Below are 15,470 nucleotides of genomic sequence, written 5' to 3' on the forward strand. Positions count from 1 at the left end.
AACATGAGGGGACAGATTGAAGAAGGGACGAAAAAAGACTACTAAACCATTTTGAGAACTGTTCAAATCTTAAATCAGATTGCATGTATTTGCATCATTGTGTTGTTTATTTCATGCAATTCTTCTAATTCTGATGATTTTTTTACCTACAAAGTAAATCGATCGCCTTTTACCGAAAAAGTTCAAATTACTGGTGAGCTTGAGCCCATTAAAACACTTACGGTTTACTGCCCCAACCTTAGAAGTGATGCTATTATTTCCTATTTGGTTCCCAATGGAACTGTTGTAAAAAAAGGTGATATCATCTGCAAGCTACAGTGTTACCAGTTAGATAATCAATACAATATTAAACAGAGAGAATTGGAAATCCAGAATGCCGAACTCTTAAAAATACAGGCAAACCAAAACCTTCAACTTCAACTGCTGCAAGCCCAACAACAAAACATTGAAGCTTCCACAGCTATTAAAATGCTCGATACCATACAGGAGAAGTTCATAAGTCCAGCCCAAAAGAAATTATTAAAACTAGAATTACAAAAGGCTCAAGTTGAATTGAATCAGATCAAAAGTAAAATTGGAAGCTTACAAAAAATCAACAAATCAGAAATTAACAGTCAAAGGCTTAAAATCAAACAAGCCGAAATGCAATTGACAAGTTCGAAGCAGCTGATGGACCAATTAACAATTAAAGCCTCATCGGATGGAATTGCCCTAAGAGCCAGGCGCTATGGCGATGGTCCTTTTCTTGTGGAAGGAGATGCTGTTTGGAGAAGAAAACCAATTGTTAAAATCTCAAACAATTCGGAGTTCTTGGTAAAATTTAAACTTCCCGAAGGTGTATACAAAGCGATTAACAAAGATAACCCTATTACTGGAGTGATCAGTTCCATTCCCAAATCTAAATTGAGTGGAAAAATTAGTCAGAAAGCTCCTGTAGGCAAACCCATTTCAAAAGAATCGAAAGTAAAAGTATTTGATGTAAGTGCCACAATTGATAGTATAAACATGACTCCCAAACCGGGATTAACTGTGATTTGTGATGTTTTTACCCAAAAAATGGACAGTGCTCTAGCTGTACCACTGGTTGCCATTCATAAAAGCGATTCTTCTCAGTATGTCTACACAAAACGCAAAAACAAATTCGTAAAAAGAGAGATCAAAATATCGTACAAAAGCGCCTCTTTGGCAGTGATTGAAGCAGGCATAAAAGAAGGTGATGTTATTTCCTTACACAAACCTGATAACAGGTCCATAACATCAACCGAAAAATTATAAACTAAACCAAACAGTACTTTTTTTTACTATGAACAAGTATTTATTCCCCTTACTCTTGTTTATTGTCGCTTGTGGCAATAAACACAATCCTGATATTGGATTGTACACCGTTAAAAAAGGTGATTTACAAATTATGCTTTCGGAAGAAGGTGAACTTAAGGCAACCCATTCAATTAACATTTCCTCTCCTAATGTATCGTGGAGGTATGGCAATCTTAAAATAGTAAACATTGTTGATGATGGAACAGAAGTATTCAAAGGTGACACAGTAATTACCTTTGATCCTTCAGAAGTGGGCAAAGCAATCGAAGAATCGAAAAACGAGTTGGAAATTGCCAAAGCAGAATTGGAAAAATTGAAAGCCCAACACAGTTCAAAACTAGCGGAATTGGAATCCAATTTAAAGGTATCTACCCTATCGCATGAAATATCGAAAATCAATTTTGAATTGGCCGAGTTTGAAGCTGAAGTAACCAAAAAAGAGATTGAGCTGAAACTCGAAAAGGCAAAAATATCGCTTGGCAAAGCCAATAATGAGATCGAGAACACAAAAAAAATGCAAAATGAGGAACTGCAACAATCTCTGCTTAAAATTGAGCAGCTAAAAACAAAACTAGATGAAGGCGAAAAAGCCCTTAAAAGTCTTACCGTAATTAGTCCTGCAAATGGTATAGCCATACTAACCAAGAATTTTAGAACCAATAACAAATGGCAAATTGGTGATCAAACCTGGTCGGGAAACCCGATGATTACCTTACCTGATTTGAGTGAAATTATGGCAAAAGTACAAATCAACGAAATTGATATTTCAAAGATATTGCCCGATCAGTATGTTGAGATACGCTTAGATGCCTATACCGACACCACTTTTAAGGCGAAAGTGAATAAAATTGCCAATTTGGCTGAGAACAAAGACAACAAGACCAAGATTAAAGTTTTCCCGGTCGAAGCATTAATTGAAGGAAGATCAGCGAAACTTTTACCAGGAATGACTGTGAGTTGTAACATCCATATCAGTAAAATAAATGATAAAATATTAATCCCTACCGATGCCCTGTTTTCTAAAACAAACCAACACTGGGTATACCTTAAAAAAGGGAGTTCCTTTATCCGTAAAGATATAGAACTGGGTGCCTCTAACAACGATTATGTGATTGTGGAAAAAGGTTTAAATGCAAAAGACATTATCGCATTAAGCAATCCATTTCCAGAAGAAGAAGAATCCCAAAAAGAATCATAAAACTTAACAGGATGAAAATCATTATCAAATGTCTTTTTGTGAGTATCCTTTTTTGGTCGTGCAGCAAAGAAGGCAAAAAGAATATTCACAATCTACAAAATGGTGCGTACACCGCATCCATTAGTGAATCAGGCGAATTACAAGCCATGAACTCACGAGCTCTTAATTTGCCATCCATTGGTTTTAGATATGGTTGGGAATTTAAACTGATTCATCTTGTTGAGAATGGCAGGATTGTTAAACAGGGCGATGTGATCGCAAAATTTGACCAGTCGTCGGTGAAAAAAGTAATCATCGAGTTGAAAACCAAACTTGAACTGGAGCAAGCCAACTACAATAAAACCAAAGTAAGCAACGAAATTGAACTTAGAAAACTAGAAACCGCTTTAGAAGAAGAAGAGGCCAACTTTGATCTTAAAAAGCTTGAAATTGAAAAGTTCAAATTCGAATCTAAACAAAAACTAAGGGTAAAAGAACTTGAGTTCGAACAAGTAAAACTAAAATTAGCAGAAGCAAAAAAAAGAATAAAATTACAGGGAATCATTAGCTCCAACGAATTAAAAATTCAGGAATTAAAAGTAAAACAGATTCAGAATGATATCGAAAATGCTTATGCCGCATTGGAAAAACTTACCGTTACAAGTCCGATTAATGGTATTGTTCAAATTAAAAACAACAGAAGAACCAAACTGAAATTCAAGGTTGGAGATGAACTTTACCTTGGCCAATCATTTGCTTTGGTTCCCGACCTAAAGAAAATGAAGGTTTTAACCAAAATCAACGAATTGGATTTTAAAAAGATTCAAGAAGGCCAGAAGGTAAAAGTTCGTTTGGATGCTCTCCCATCTGTTAGTTTTCATGGCAAAGTGAAATATTTGGGAAAATTAAGCAAAGCAAAGGAAGCGGAAAGTAGAATTAAAGTGTTCGACTGTGAAATTGAGGTAGATGAAGCCGATCCGAGGTTAAAACCAGGCATGACAGTAAGCTCAGAAATTTACTATGCTGATTATAAAAATGCTGATTACGTAAGCAATGATTGCATTTATACTACAAATGGTAAATCCTATGTTTACATCTGGGAGAATAACGAACCTACCATGTACCCTGTAAACGTAAAAGCAGTAAATAGTCAGTTTAGTTTGGTAGAAACCAAGTTAAAGCATGGTCAAAAACTCATTCCCATTCAAGAAATTTCTAAGCTTAAAAGTTAATTCATATCAATATGCAAATAGAAGAAAATATACGGGTTGCTTTTAACGGGCTCGTAGAGCACAAGGTGAGATCATTTTTAACCATGCTGGGGATCATTTTTGGTGTAGCCTCGGTAATTGCAATGCTTTCGATCGGTGAAGGTGCAAAGCGCGAAGCCATTAAGAAATACCAGCAGTTGGGTGTCAACAATATCATTGTAAGAGATAAAGACTTATCCGATCAGGAGCTGGAAAATGTGAGAGCAAAATTCTCCAACGGTTTGTCTTTAAAAGATGTTGAATCCATCCGAAATATTGTACCACAAATTGATAAAATTTCTCCACAGGCAGAAAAAGCAAGCGAGGTAAAATATGAAGACAAATCGCTAAAAGCCAATTTAATTGGCGTTACCCCTGAATATGATGAAATTTTGAATTACAAAATGGAATCGGGCAGTTTCATCAATAATGATCAATACCAACGACAACTAAAAGTGTGTGTGATTGGTTCCGAGGTTGCCAGCAAATTTTTCAAGCTTGGAGATCCAATAGGACAAAGTATAAAAATTGATGATCAATGGTTGGAGGTAATTGGCGTTTTGCAAAGCAAAGCTCTATTTACCGAAACTGTAGGAGAGCTAGCTTCAAGAGATTTAAATTCCGACATTTATGTTCCTCTTTCTACATTTCATGGAAGGTTCGATAAAGAAAAGCAACTTGCCAGTGAGTTGAAACAAATCACCATTAAAGTGGAAGATTCCAAGAACATCTCCAAAGCAGCCAAATTGATAGAAAATATTGTGAGCAGGCATCATTTCGACAATGATGATTTTAGCATTATCATTCCTGTTGAGCTTTTAAAACAGGAAGAGAAAGAACGTAGGATTTACAATATTTTATTGGGATCAATTGCTGCCATATCCTTATTGGTTGGTGGAATTGGCATTATGAATATTATGCTGGCAACAGTTATGGAACGAACCCGCGAAATTGGGATTAGAAGAGCCATTGGAGCCAAAAGAGATGCCATTCTTTCGCAGTTTATTACAGAATCTTTAACACTAAGTATTACAGGTGGGATAATTGGAGTACTCTTAGGTCTCAGTCTATCAATAAGCATCAGCTTTTTCACCGAAATTACAACTAGCGTAACACTTTATTCTGTACTGATTGCCTTTCTGTTCTCGGTAATCGTAGGTGTAACTTTTGGATACCTGCCGGCTAAAAAAGCAGCCAACCTTCGCCCAATTGAATCGATACGTTACGAATAAAACTTTTACTATGCTGATAGAAATAAAAGACCTCAGAAAAAAATACATCATGGGAGATATTGAAGTTGAAGCTTTAAGAGGAGTCAACCTCAATATACAACAAAATGAATTTGTATCGATTATGGGACCGTCGGGTTCAGGAAAATCAACCTTAATGAATATTCTGGGTTGCCTGGATAATCCTAGTTCTGGTCAATACATCTTCGACTCGGTAGATGTTTCATTGCTGAACGATGATGAATTATCTGAAATTCGAAATCAGAAAATTGGGTTCATCTTTCAAACCTTTAACCTTTTGCCAAAATTAAGCGCATTGCAAAATGTTGAGTTGCCTTTAATTTATGCAGGTTACGACAAGCATGAAAGACGCGAGATTGCTCGTGAAGCTCTGGATAAAATGGGGCTTTCGAGCAGAGCCGATCACAAACCCAATGAACTTTCGGGCGGACAAAGACAAAGAGTTGCCATTGCCAGGGCGCTGGCAACTAAACCTGGAATTATTCTTGCCGATGAGCCTACCGGTAACCTGGATTCGAAAACAGGAAACGAAATTATGGCCTTGTTTCGTGAGCTCAACGAAGAGGGAAATACAATTATCCTGATTACCCATGAACCCGAGATTGCAGAATATGCCGACCGCGCCATAATTATTAAAGACGGATTAATTATATCTGATAAACCAACAAGCGGAAATACTGCAGAAGTCTTAAGTGAGAACAGTCTAACATCCTAACCCACAAAAAATAACAGAATGAGATTTTTATACAAATACTTGATTATATTATTTTTAACACCTTTTGGCCTGAATGCACAAACCATTCATACCCTTGATTTGGAATCGAGCATTAATATAGCCAAAGAGAAAAGCTACAGCATTCGTATGCTGAGCGAAAGCTTAAAGGGTGCCGAACACAATTTACACGCAGCAACCAGTTCGTTTAAAACACACATTACAATGGATATGGAGTTGCCAAATTATTCAGAGCGAATTACCTCATATCAGGATACAATTGGTTTGACCTATTTTTCTGACAAACAACTCTCCTATTCGGGAAATTTAAGGATTAACCAACCCTTACCAACCGATGGTAGTTTATTCATCCAATCAGGATTATTCAATACGGATGACTACGATCAGGATGAAAAGATTCTACAGCTTACAACACGTCTTGGCTTTACCCAGCCCATTCAATCTCTTTACATGTACAATGAAATAAAATCGGAGTACGAAAAGGCCAAAACCAATTACGAGTTAACAGGAAAAAGGCTAAAAAGAAACGAATTGGACATCATTTTCCAGGTGAGCAGAACATTTTACGATTTGCATGCCTCCAAGGAAAGAATGAAAATTGCCAAAAAATCGCTTGATCGCCAGAAAGATGCTTATCAAATTGCAGAAAACAAATTTAAGGCAGGCCTTATTCGAGAGGTAGAGGCCTTGCAAATGGAGGTTGATTTGGGTGAGGCAAGAAACACTTACGATTTATCATTGGTAAGTTATGAATCGCAGCTAAATCTATTCAAACAAACATTGGGTTTGTCCTTAAAAGATAGTATTGTTTTGGTGAGCGATTTTGCGTACACTCCTATACAGGTAGATATTGATCAGGCGGTTAAAATGGGCCTGGACAACAGAATGGAACTAAAAGAAAAGCAGCTTGAACTGAAATTGGCAGAGCTCGACATCAAAAGGGTAAAATCATACGGAGCATTATCTGGTAATATTAATGCCTATTATGATTTTATTGGAATCGATCGAAATCATATCGATGCTTCTTTAAAAAGTGCCATTAAAAACTCATGGAATGACCTTAAAGACAGACCGGGAAACTTTGGTGTTTCACTGCAGTTAAGAATCCCGATTTTAGATTGGGGAGAAAACAAGGCACGTGTAAAGGCTGCCCAAACCAGAATCAATCAGAATTTGATTGAAATAGAGGAAGAGACCATGGATATTGAACGAGAAATTATAAGTACGGTAAACAATCTTCACAGTAGCCTAAGAAGACTTCAATTGTTAGAGCAAAATGTGAAGGTTGCAGAGAAAAGCTTTGCCATTTCCCAATCAAGATTTGCAAATGGCGACATTGACACACAAGCACTTGCTCTCGACAGAGAAAGACTTGACAATTCGCACGTCTCTCACCTTGAAGCTTACATTAGCTATAAAATGAATCTTGCTGATTTAATGAGAAAAACCTTTTTCGATTTTGAAAAAGGAATGGCAGTTAGTCAATAACAAACGGACAATTATTGGATTTTAATGGGCGATACTCTCGCCCATTTTTATTGAGGTTTCGTAGCCCTTTTGAGTGTTTTCTGTAAGATCTTTATCAAACTTTACCTTTCCCTTTTCGAAGAATAAAACCACTGTCGAACCGCCAAAGGCAAAGTATCCTTTTTCGCTTCCCTTTTTCACAAATGAATCGTTCTCATAGGTCTGAAGAATACTCCCTACCATGGTAGCACCAACCTCAGAAATCAGGATATCGCCATATTCCTCAGTCTCCAGTATACTGTAGGTTCTTTGATTCTGGCAAAAAATCTCCAAGCTTTTCTTCAGGGCTAAGGGTGAAACAGAAAAATACTTCCCCTTAATTTTTTTCGATTTCGAAATTTTTCCGCTTGCCGGAAAATGAAATCTATGATAGTCAGCCGGAGCCAATCGAACGATCAACATCGCCCCATCAGCATATTTATCTGCCAGCTTCTTACTCTTCAAAAAACTTCTCACAGAAAATTCCGATCCCTTTATGAAGAATGAATCAACTTCGTTGATATTTGGGAAAGCCAATAATTTACCATCGGCTGGAGAAACAACTGCCTCTCCAATCGGACGCTGAGTTTCCTGTATTTTACGGTAGAAAAAATCGTTAAAATGTCGATAAGATTTGCTATCTGTCTCGTGGTAAATGGAAAGATCAATCCCATTTTTTCGAACAAATCGTTTAATTTGCCCTTTGGAAAGGCGGCTATTCATAAATCGGCCACCCACAGCCGAAACCACCTTTCTTTTTACCAGTACATGCAAAGATGCTTTGCCAAAGAAAGAACCATAAAGCCATTTAAGCATACCCTCACCGGGAACAACTTCTTTTTTTACTTCACCACTCTCTCTTTCAATGTATTTAATGTACTCCATAAAACGATTTGGGATTTTACAAGCTACAAATTTAGTAGTATTTAGAGAATTATCATCAATTTCGCGAGCTCTTTTGGGACTTTTATCATAGAAATCTATTCACTCACCATCCTTGTAAATTCAAATTCAAATTCAACATACTTTATTATCTTTAGTTTTTATACGATTTAATAGTGCATTTGAAAATCAGGTTAACATGTCTAATTCAATCCCAACATTCGAAACCAACAGACTGATTATCCGTGAGATGAAATCTAAAGACGTAGATATTATCTATAGCTTCAACTCTTCGGAATCTTGTTTAAAATACATTGTTCGAGAAGTTTTTCGATCTAAAATTGAAGCGATTGATAAATTAAATTTCTTTTTGGATGGCCATAAAAAAGAGACCGCATATTGGTGGGTGTTTACTTTAAAAGATACTTGTGAAGATATTGGTTATGGTGGTTTATTTGATATTTCGGATGAACATAGCAGGGCAGAAATTGGTTACGGAATCTTGCAAAAACACTGGAATAAAGGATATATGTCAGAGATTATCGATGAAATCCTTGAATTTGGAAAATCATCATTATCATTACATAAAATTTATGCTTACATTTTAGATGGAAACCACGCATCAATAAAACTATTGGAAAATCGTGGCTTCGAGAAAGAGGCACATCTAAAGGAGCATTCATATACCAATGGGAAATATTGGGACGAAACAATTTACAGTTTAATTAACAAGTAAGAATATTATTTTTTCATGAAGTACATTGCGATTCTCTCTATAGGTATACTTGCCTATCTTTTGTTTAAAAAATTATGGTCGAAGAAAGACTGGAAATCTCCAAAGAAAAATTTCCCTTCCAATTGGAGGAACATCCTGGTTCAAAAAGTTAGTTTCTACAATAGCCTAAACACCGAAGAAAAAACAAGATTTGAATATAAGGTTCAGGAGTTTTTATTGAACTGTAGAATTACAGGAATACATACCGAAGTTGATGATACAGACAGGATTCTGGTAGCAGCAAGTGCCATTATTCCGGTTTTTGAGTTTCCCAATTGGAAATATACCAACCTGTTTGAAGTGCTACTCTACCCAAATAGTTTTAACGATAAATTCGAAACAAATGGTGATGATGCCAGAATATTAGGAATGGTTGGCACCGGTTATATGGAGGGTAAAATGATTCTTTCGAAACCTGCTTTACTTCATGGTTTTTCGAATGAATCGGATAAAAAAAACACGGCAATTCATGAGTTTGTGCACCTAATTGATAAGATGGATGGCACTGTAGATGGCCTTCCTTCTATCTTAATGGAAAAACAGTATTCCATTCCGTGGCTGGATCTAATCAGTCGAAAAATTGAAGAAATCTACGAAGAAAAGTCAGATATCAATCCTTATGGAGCAACCAATAAGGCTGAATTTTTTGCTGTAATAAGCGAGTACTTTTTCGAAAGACCAAAACTTTTAGCAAGTGCACACCCGGAACTATATCAATTGCTTGAAGAGATTTTCAACCAAAACATGTCGCAGAGAAAACTGTTAAGAGCCAAACAAAGCATCGGCAGAAACAGCCCTTGTCCTTGTGGAAGCGGATTAAAGTTTAAAAAGTGTTGTGGAAAATCACACTATTAAATAATCATACAAAAAAGCTTGACTCCTAAGGAATCAAGCTTTCTTTCTATATCAGCATTCTTAAATCCATTTTACGTAGTTGAAATCCTGACGGTGAGGCAGATTTGGATTACATGCATACATTCTTAGTCCAAAATCGAAAACCCCTGGATCATTCAAATCAAGATCCAAATGGTAAAAGCAAAGTGTATCTACTTTTCTTACCTTTTGCAATCTTTCTGTGCGTATTGGTCCGGCTGCTTTCCCTTCTGTTGAGGTACGTATCACCAGTTCAACGCAAATTTCCTCATCCACAAGTTCCTTTAAATCAAGTGCCACTTCAACATGATATGATTGACCTGAAGAATACTTGTGTTTCGGAGTACTAGGAGCATCAACTGAAACCACATCGATCTGATCCCAGCCTGCCAGAATTTTTTGTTTCCAGGCAGCCGTTGCTTTCGCATCTTCATAATTAGCTTCTCTTAATTTCTTTACACGATTAAAAAGCGGCATGTAAAAACGCTCTTTGTAATCATCCATCATACGTTTGGTTGTATAATCGGGAGCAATTTCAGAAATACAATTCTTGATGTATTTTACCCAATCTACAGGAATATTTTTCTCATCGCGTTTGTAGAAAAGTGGAATAATTTCATTCTCGAACATAGAGTAAATGGTTTGTGCATCAAGCTCATCCTGGAAGGCCTGATTTTCGTAGGTACGAGAATCGGTTAATGCCCAACCTGCACCTTCGCGATATCCTTCCAGCCACCAACCATCAAGCACACTAAAGTTCATTACACCATTCATTACGGCTTTTTCTCCAGACGTTCCTGAAGCCTCGAGCGGTCGTGTTGGGGTATTCATCCAGATATCAACTCCTTTTACGAGGCGCTGTCCCAATTCCATATCGTAGTTCTCAAGGAATAGAATTTTCCCTACGAACTCCGGTCTTCTCGATACATCAACAATCAGCTTAATTAAATCCTGACCTGCCTTATCAGCAGGGTGGGCCTTACCAGCAAATATAAACTGAACCGGTTTTTCCGGATTGTTTAGAATCTTAGACAATCGGTCCAAATCGCTAAATAACAAATGAGCTCGTTTGTAGGTAGCGAATCGTCTTGCAAAACCTATTGTTAAGGCATTCTCATCAATAGAGTCAAGAATTTCAACCAAACTTCTTGGATCTTCATACCTTCGAATCCAGTTCTTTTGGAATCTCTTTTTTGCGTAGTCGATTAGCTTCTTGCGCAATTTGTTCTTGATATCCCAAACTCTATCGTCTGAGACCTCATGAATTTTCTTCCAATATTCCTTATTTGACAAGTCGCTTAAAAACCCTTCCTTAAACTCACTCTCGTAAAGTGTTCTCCACTCTTTTGCTGTCCAAGTTGGATAATGAACACCATTGGTTACGTATCCAATGTGCAGTTCTTCAGGAAAATATCCCTGGTATAGCTCATTAAACATTTCCTGTGATATCTTACCATGAAGCATACTCACACCGTTCATTCCAACAGAAGTATTGGCTGCAAGATTACTCATTGAGAATTTTTCATTATGATCTTCCGGATGAACACGTCCTAGAGCCAGAAACTGATCCCAACTTACCTTTAACTGCTCAGGTACATACGAAAGGTAATGCCTGATCATATCAGGAGCAAAGGTATCATGACCCGCAGGAACCGGAGTGTGCGTTGTAAACAAAGATGATGCTCGTACAACTTCCATGGCTTCTTCAAATTCATAGCCTTCTGCTACCAGTTTTATCAATCGCTCCACATTAATCAATGCGGCATGACCTTCGTTACAATGGTACAAATCGGCTTCAATTTTCAGGGCATCCAAGGTTTTGATCCCCCCCATTCCAAGCAGAATTTCCTGTTTAATTCGGTTCTCCCAATCGCCACCATACAATTGGTGTGTAAGCGCTCTGTCCTGCTCAGCATTCATTTCTGTATCGGTATCTAATAAATAGAGCGATATTCTACCCACTTCAACTTTCCAGATTTTTGCCACTACATTTCTACCTTCCAGCGAAAAAGAGATGCTTAGCGGTAAGCCAGCATTATCGCGAACCTGGGTAATTGGCAGTTGAGAAAATTTCTGAGAGTTTAATTCAACCAACTGCTCACCATTTAAAGATAGGCGCTGCGTAAAATATCCAAATCGATACATAAAACCAATGGCAACCATATCTACCAAAGAATCACTCGCCTCTTTTAAATAGTCTCCAGCAAGAATTCCCAAACCTCCCGAGTAAATTTTTAAATTATCACTTAAACCATACTCCATAGAGAAGTAGGCAATTTTTGGACTTCCCTCTTCTGGTTTTTCCGACATGTAATCTTTAAAATCCTGGTACACTTTTTTGTAGTTAGCCAGAAATTCTTTGTCTGCCGCCAGCTCTTGCATTCTCGATCCTGGAACTTGCTTCAGCAGTACAATTGGATTCTTTTTACAATTCACCCAAAGTTTCGGATCAATCGATTCAAACAAGTCAATTGCTTTGTAATTCCAACACCACCAAAGGTTTCGAGACAATTCTTCCAAGCCTTCCAGTTCGCTTGGCAAGTTCGACTCCACTATGAGTTTTCTCCAATGAATCTGATTGCTCTTTTTAACTTGAAGTTCTCTCCCTTTCTCCATCATTGTATTTGTATCTTTTTCCATCTTGTTTTGAATAGCGATTTCGTAAGCTTTGTAATAATATCCAATAAAGTTTTTCCAGAGTGCCTTCTCTGCAATTAGCCTTGCATTGGCTTTGGCACTTCTTATTTCTTCTTCGGATTTGGCCGAAAACAAACGAATGTAATCTGCCATATTGTTTACGAGTTCTTCTGTGTTCGAATCGTTTCGTTCAATCACCTGAACCCCTCCCTTATCTGCTTCGTTGATTTGTTGTACCCAGCGACCAAAACCAGCCAAACTTGTGGTGATGGTAGGAATACTAAATGCAACACTTTCCATTGGAGTATAGCCCCATGGTTCATAATAGGAAGGAAAGACCGACAAGTCCAATCCCATCAGCAAATCGTAATACGATCGATTAAATATCCCATCGGATCCGGTAAGGTAGGTTGGCACAAAAATTACTTTTACCTTTTCACCTGCAAAATTGGTAAAACCCAGGCTCTTGATTTTGTTCAGAATTGCATCATGATCAACATTTCCCAGGTAATGGGTTAGAAATGGAGTAACCAATGCCTCATTCTCCGAGCCATTATTCATGGCATCCTGTAAATCTTTTCGTGCTCCTCTCTGATCACCGGGAATTAAAAAGAAAGCCACAATTTCCCTTTTCTGATTCTTATCGTGATTGATCTCAGACAAAGAATCCAAAAATACGTCCAGGCCTTTGTTTTTGAACTCATAACGTCCTCCGGTTCCTACAAATAGAGTGTTCTTTTGCAGTTCATATCCCAAAAGGGATTCTGCAACTTTCTTAAGCAATGCTCGCGATTCAATTGCTTTCGACTCTAATTGCAAACTAGCGGGTACAAAATCGTCTTCGAAACCATTGGGCATCACAACATCTACCACTCTGTTATGAAATTGCTTACACTCCCGGGCTGTTATTTCACTCACTGTACTTAAGCAGTCAGCTGCTTGTGCTGCTTTCTTCTCCAATGAACATTTGGCTGTTACATTGTATTGGCGGGTTTTCTCAATGGAGTTAAACTGATATAAATTATCATACAAAGGCTCATAGTTACTCGCCAACACACGACCAAGCATGGTAGCGTGAGTGGTAAAAATAGTTGCTATTTCAGGCGCTTTATCCTTTAAGTATAAACAGCCGGCACCAGTCATCCATTCGTGAAACTGTGCCACAGCGTGATTTGATTCTGCCAAATTCGATTTTACGAAATTCTCGATTGTTTTCCCCGCAGCATAACCAAACATCGTTGGTTCATGATAATCCTTATCTCCATAAAGTGACTCTAAGCCATAAAGTTCCCAGAATCTCGCATAAATGGCATCCTTCTTTTGTAAAAAAGGTTTAAAATCGATCAATATTACCACTGGTTTTCCTGGAATTTTCCATCTACCGATACGAATAGGCAAGCCTTGTAATATGGCTTTATCTTTCCATTTGGAAAACAGGTTTTCATCTTCCTCAAATTCTTTCTCCCGATGTTCCTGGTTTCCAAAATCAGGGCCGATATAAATGATATTGTCTTCAAACTTTTCTTTCAAAGACAATGCCTTGGTTGAAACAACCGTATGAATACCCCCAACTTTGTTACAAACCTCCCAGCTCACTTCAAAAATAAAATCAGGAGTGACTTTAATATGATTCATACGCAATTAATTTATTGATTATGCTAATTATTCTTAATCTTCAATCCATTAGGCTAAATACTAAAAAAATCCTATAAAGTGAATGGCAGGAGAATGCTAGCCTATCATTCTCCTGCTTCAACATTATATTATTCCGCTTTCTCGAATTGGGCCTTTAAATCGTCCAATTCTTTCCTGTATTTCTCTATCAAAGCATCTTTCTCCGCAAGCTCAGCTTCCATCAAATCACTTTTATCAGCAAGAACATTTCTCATCTCTTTAATTCTTAACTGAAAGTCACTCAATACATTCATATAATTGATAAAGGCATCATATGGTGAGTCGTACGGATTAAAATACGAGTGAACATCGCCATCAGAGAAGAATTTTGTACACATGTAATAAAAATGGTCACTTGCCTGAAGATATCTCCAATCCTTTAACAATCTCTCATCTTTTAAGGCAAGAACATCATCTCTTAATTCATACAATTTATTGAAAGCCTCATCTTGCAGGTTGTTCCCCAACCAGGCCGACAAATCTCTCTCCTCGTCAGCCCAGGAAATTGGATTTGGAACATGAGCCTGTGCTATTGGCTGATAGTTTGCTGCAAGTTCGGTTGGAGTTGCAAATTGATAATTCGACTTAAGAATAACCTCTTTTGGCAGGTTCTCAAGAAATTCGAAAATACCTGACTCCTTTTTCTGATGCTCACCAAAAGTCTCGTAATCCATGAAAATGTTAACAACATCTTCTTTTTCATCCTGATCGTTCAACCATTCTACAAACTTAGTAGTGGTTAGTGGCCATTCTTTCCATCCTTCGGCCGAGAACCTAAAGGCAATATCATCGCTCAATTTGTAGTTGCGCAACAAAACTTTCAATTTCGGATTGATGGCATTACAATACAAATAATTCGGACTCTTCCAACCTAAAATGTGCTTTGCACCTTCGGTTAAAATTCCTTTGTATCCCATTTCAGAAACCATCTCTCCAATTCCATCGGAATATACCAGCTCTGTGTTCCTAAAAGTTGTTGGTCGCACACCAAACAAAGCTTCAATTCTATCACTATGCTCTTGCACCTGGCTCACAAACTCATCCTTATTCTTTAAGGATGCCAGCGAATGCGAATAAGTTTCAGCCAAAAACTCCACATCACCTGTTTTAGCCAGTTCTTTGAAACTATCCAATACTTCCGGAGCATATTGTTCAAACTGATCGATGGCAATACCGGTAATGGAGAATGCGACTTTAAACTTGCCCTTGTTCTCCAAGAGTAAATCCAGCAAAATTTTATTGGCAGGAAGATAGCATTCATCCGAGATCTTTCGCATAATCGACTCATTGGTATAATCATCGTAATAGTAATGATTGTTACCAATATCGAAGAATCTGTATCTTCTTAAACGCAGTGGTTGATGTACCTGAAAATATAAACAAATTGATTTCATGA

General features: G+C 37.5%; 11 protein-coding genes. 8 read left to right on the forward strand and 3 right to left on the reverse strand.

The features are described from left to right. Nucleotides 1–51 precede the first annotated feature (51 nt). From ELS83_RS10120 to ELS83_RS10145, 6 genes are read left to right on the forward strand one after another with little or no spacing between them, the layout of a single operon-like run. Nucleotides 52–1,275: an efflux RND transporter periplasmic adaptor subunit gene (locus ELS83_RS10120; RefSeq protein WP_171595451.1), complete on the forward strand. Its 1,224-nt coding sequence runs from the start codon at nt 52–54 to the stop codon at nt 1,273–1,275. Between the two features lie 28 nt (nt 1,276–1,303). Beyond that, nucleotides 1,304–2,515, forward strand: a complete 1,212-nt coding sequence (locus ELS83_RS10125) for an efflux RND transporter periplasmic adaptor subunit (protein ID WP_171595452.1) — start codon at nt 1,304–1,306, stop codon at nt 2,513–2,515. Nucleotides 2,516–2,526: 11 nt separating this feature from the next. Continuing rightward, nucleotides 2,527–3,726 (forward strand): HlyD family secretion protein, encoded by a 1,200-nt coding sequence (locus ELS83_RS10130; protein WP_171595453.1) that lies wholly within the window; start codon nt 2,527–2,529, stop codon nt 3,724–3,726. A gap of 11 nt (nt 3,727–3,737) precedes the next feature. Beyond that, nucleotides 3,738–4,976 carry an ABC transporter permease gene (locus ELS83_RS10135; protein ID WP_171595454.1) on the forward strand — a complete coding sequence of 413 codons (1,239 nt, stop codon included), beginning with the start codon at nt 3,738–3,740 and terminating at the stop codon, nt 4,974–4,976. Nucleotides 4,977–4,986: 10 nt separating this feature from the next. Next, a complete protein-coding gene (locus tag ELS83_RS10140) occupies nt 4,987–5,709 on the forward strand; it encodes an ABC transporter ATP-binding protein (protein ID WP_283242725.1) in 723 nt (240 codons plus the stop codon). Between the two features lie 18 nt (nt 5,710–5,727). Next, on the forward strand, nt 5,728–7,215 hold the full coding sequence (locus ELS83_RS10145; RefSeq protein ID WP_171595455.1) for a TolC family protein: 1,488 nt from the start codon (nt 5,728–5,730) through the stop codon (nt 7,213–7,215). 21 nt (nt 7,216–7,236) lie between these two features. Here ELS83_RS10145 and ELS83_RS10150 read toward each other — a convergent pair whose 3' ends face one another. After that, nucleotides 7,237–8,118, reverse strand: a complete 882-nt coding sequence (locus ELS83_RS10150) for a phosphatidylserine decarboxylase (protein WP_171595456.1) — start codon at nt 8,116–8,118, stop codon at nt 7,237–7,239. Between the two features lie 196 nt (nt 8,119–8,314). On the opposite strand from ELS83_RS10150, the gene ELS83_RS10155 reads away from it, so the two are divergent. Further along, complete coding sequence (locus tag ELS83_RS10155; protein ID WP_171595457.1) at nt 8,315–8,851, forward strand: GNAT family N-acetyltransferase; 537 nt, start codon at nt 8,315–8,317, stop codon at nt 8,849–8,851. A 15-nt stretch (nt 8,852–8,866) separates the two neighbouring features. Further along, nucleotides 8,867–9,745 carry a M90 family metallopeptidase gene (locus ELS83_RS10160; protein WP_171595458.1) on the forward strand — a complete coding sequence of 293 codons (879 nt, stop codon included), beginning with the start codon at nt 8,867–8,869 and terminating at the stop codon, nt 9,743–9,745. Between the two features lie 60 nt (nt 9,746–9,805). Here ELS83_RS10160 and glgP read toward each other — a convergent pair whose 3' ends face one another. After that, a complete protein-coding gene (glgP, locus tag ELS83_RS10165) occupies nt 9,806–14,035 on the reverse strand; it encodes an alpha-glucan family phosphorylase (protein WP_171595459.1) in 4,230 nt (1,409 codons plus the stop codon). A 128-nt stretch (nt 14,036–14,163) separates the two neighbouring features. Continuing rightward, nucleotides 14,164–15,468 (reverse strand): glycoside hydrolase family 57 protein, encoded by a 1,305-nt coding sequence (locus tag ELS83_RS10170; protein ID WP_171595460.1) that lies wholly within the window; start codon nt 15,466–15,468, stop codon nt 14,164–14,166. Nucleotides 15,469–15,470 lie beyond the last annotated feature (2 nt).

This window comes from Marinifilum caeruleilacunae (assembly GCF_013141825.1).
GTDB classification, from domain to species: Bacteria; Bacteroidota; Bacteroidia; order Bacteroidales; family Marinifilaceae; genus Marinifilum; species Marinifilum caeruleilacunae.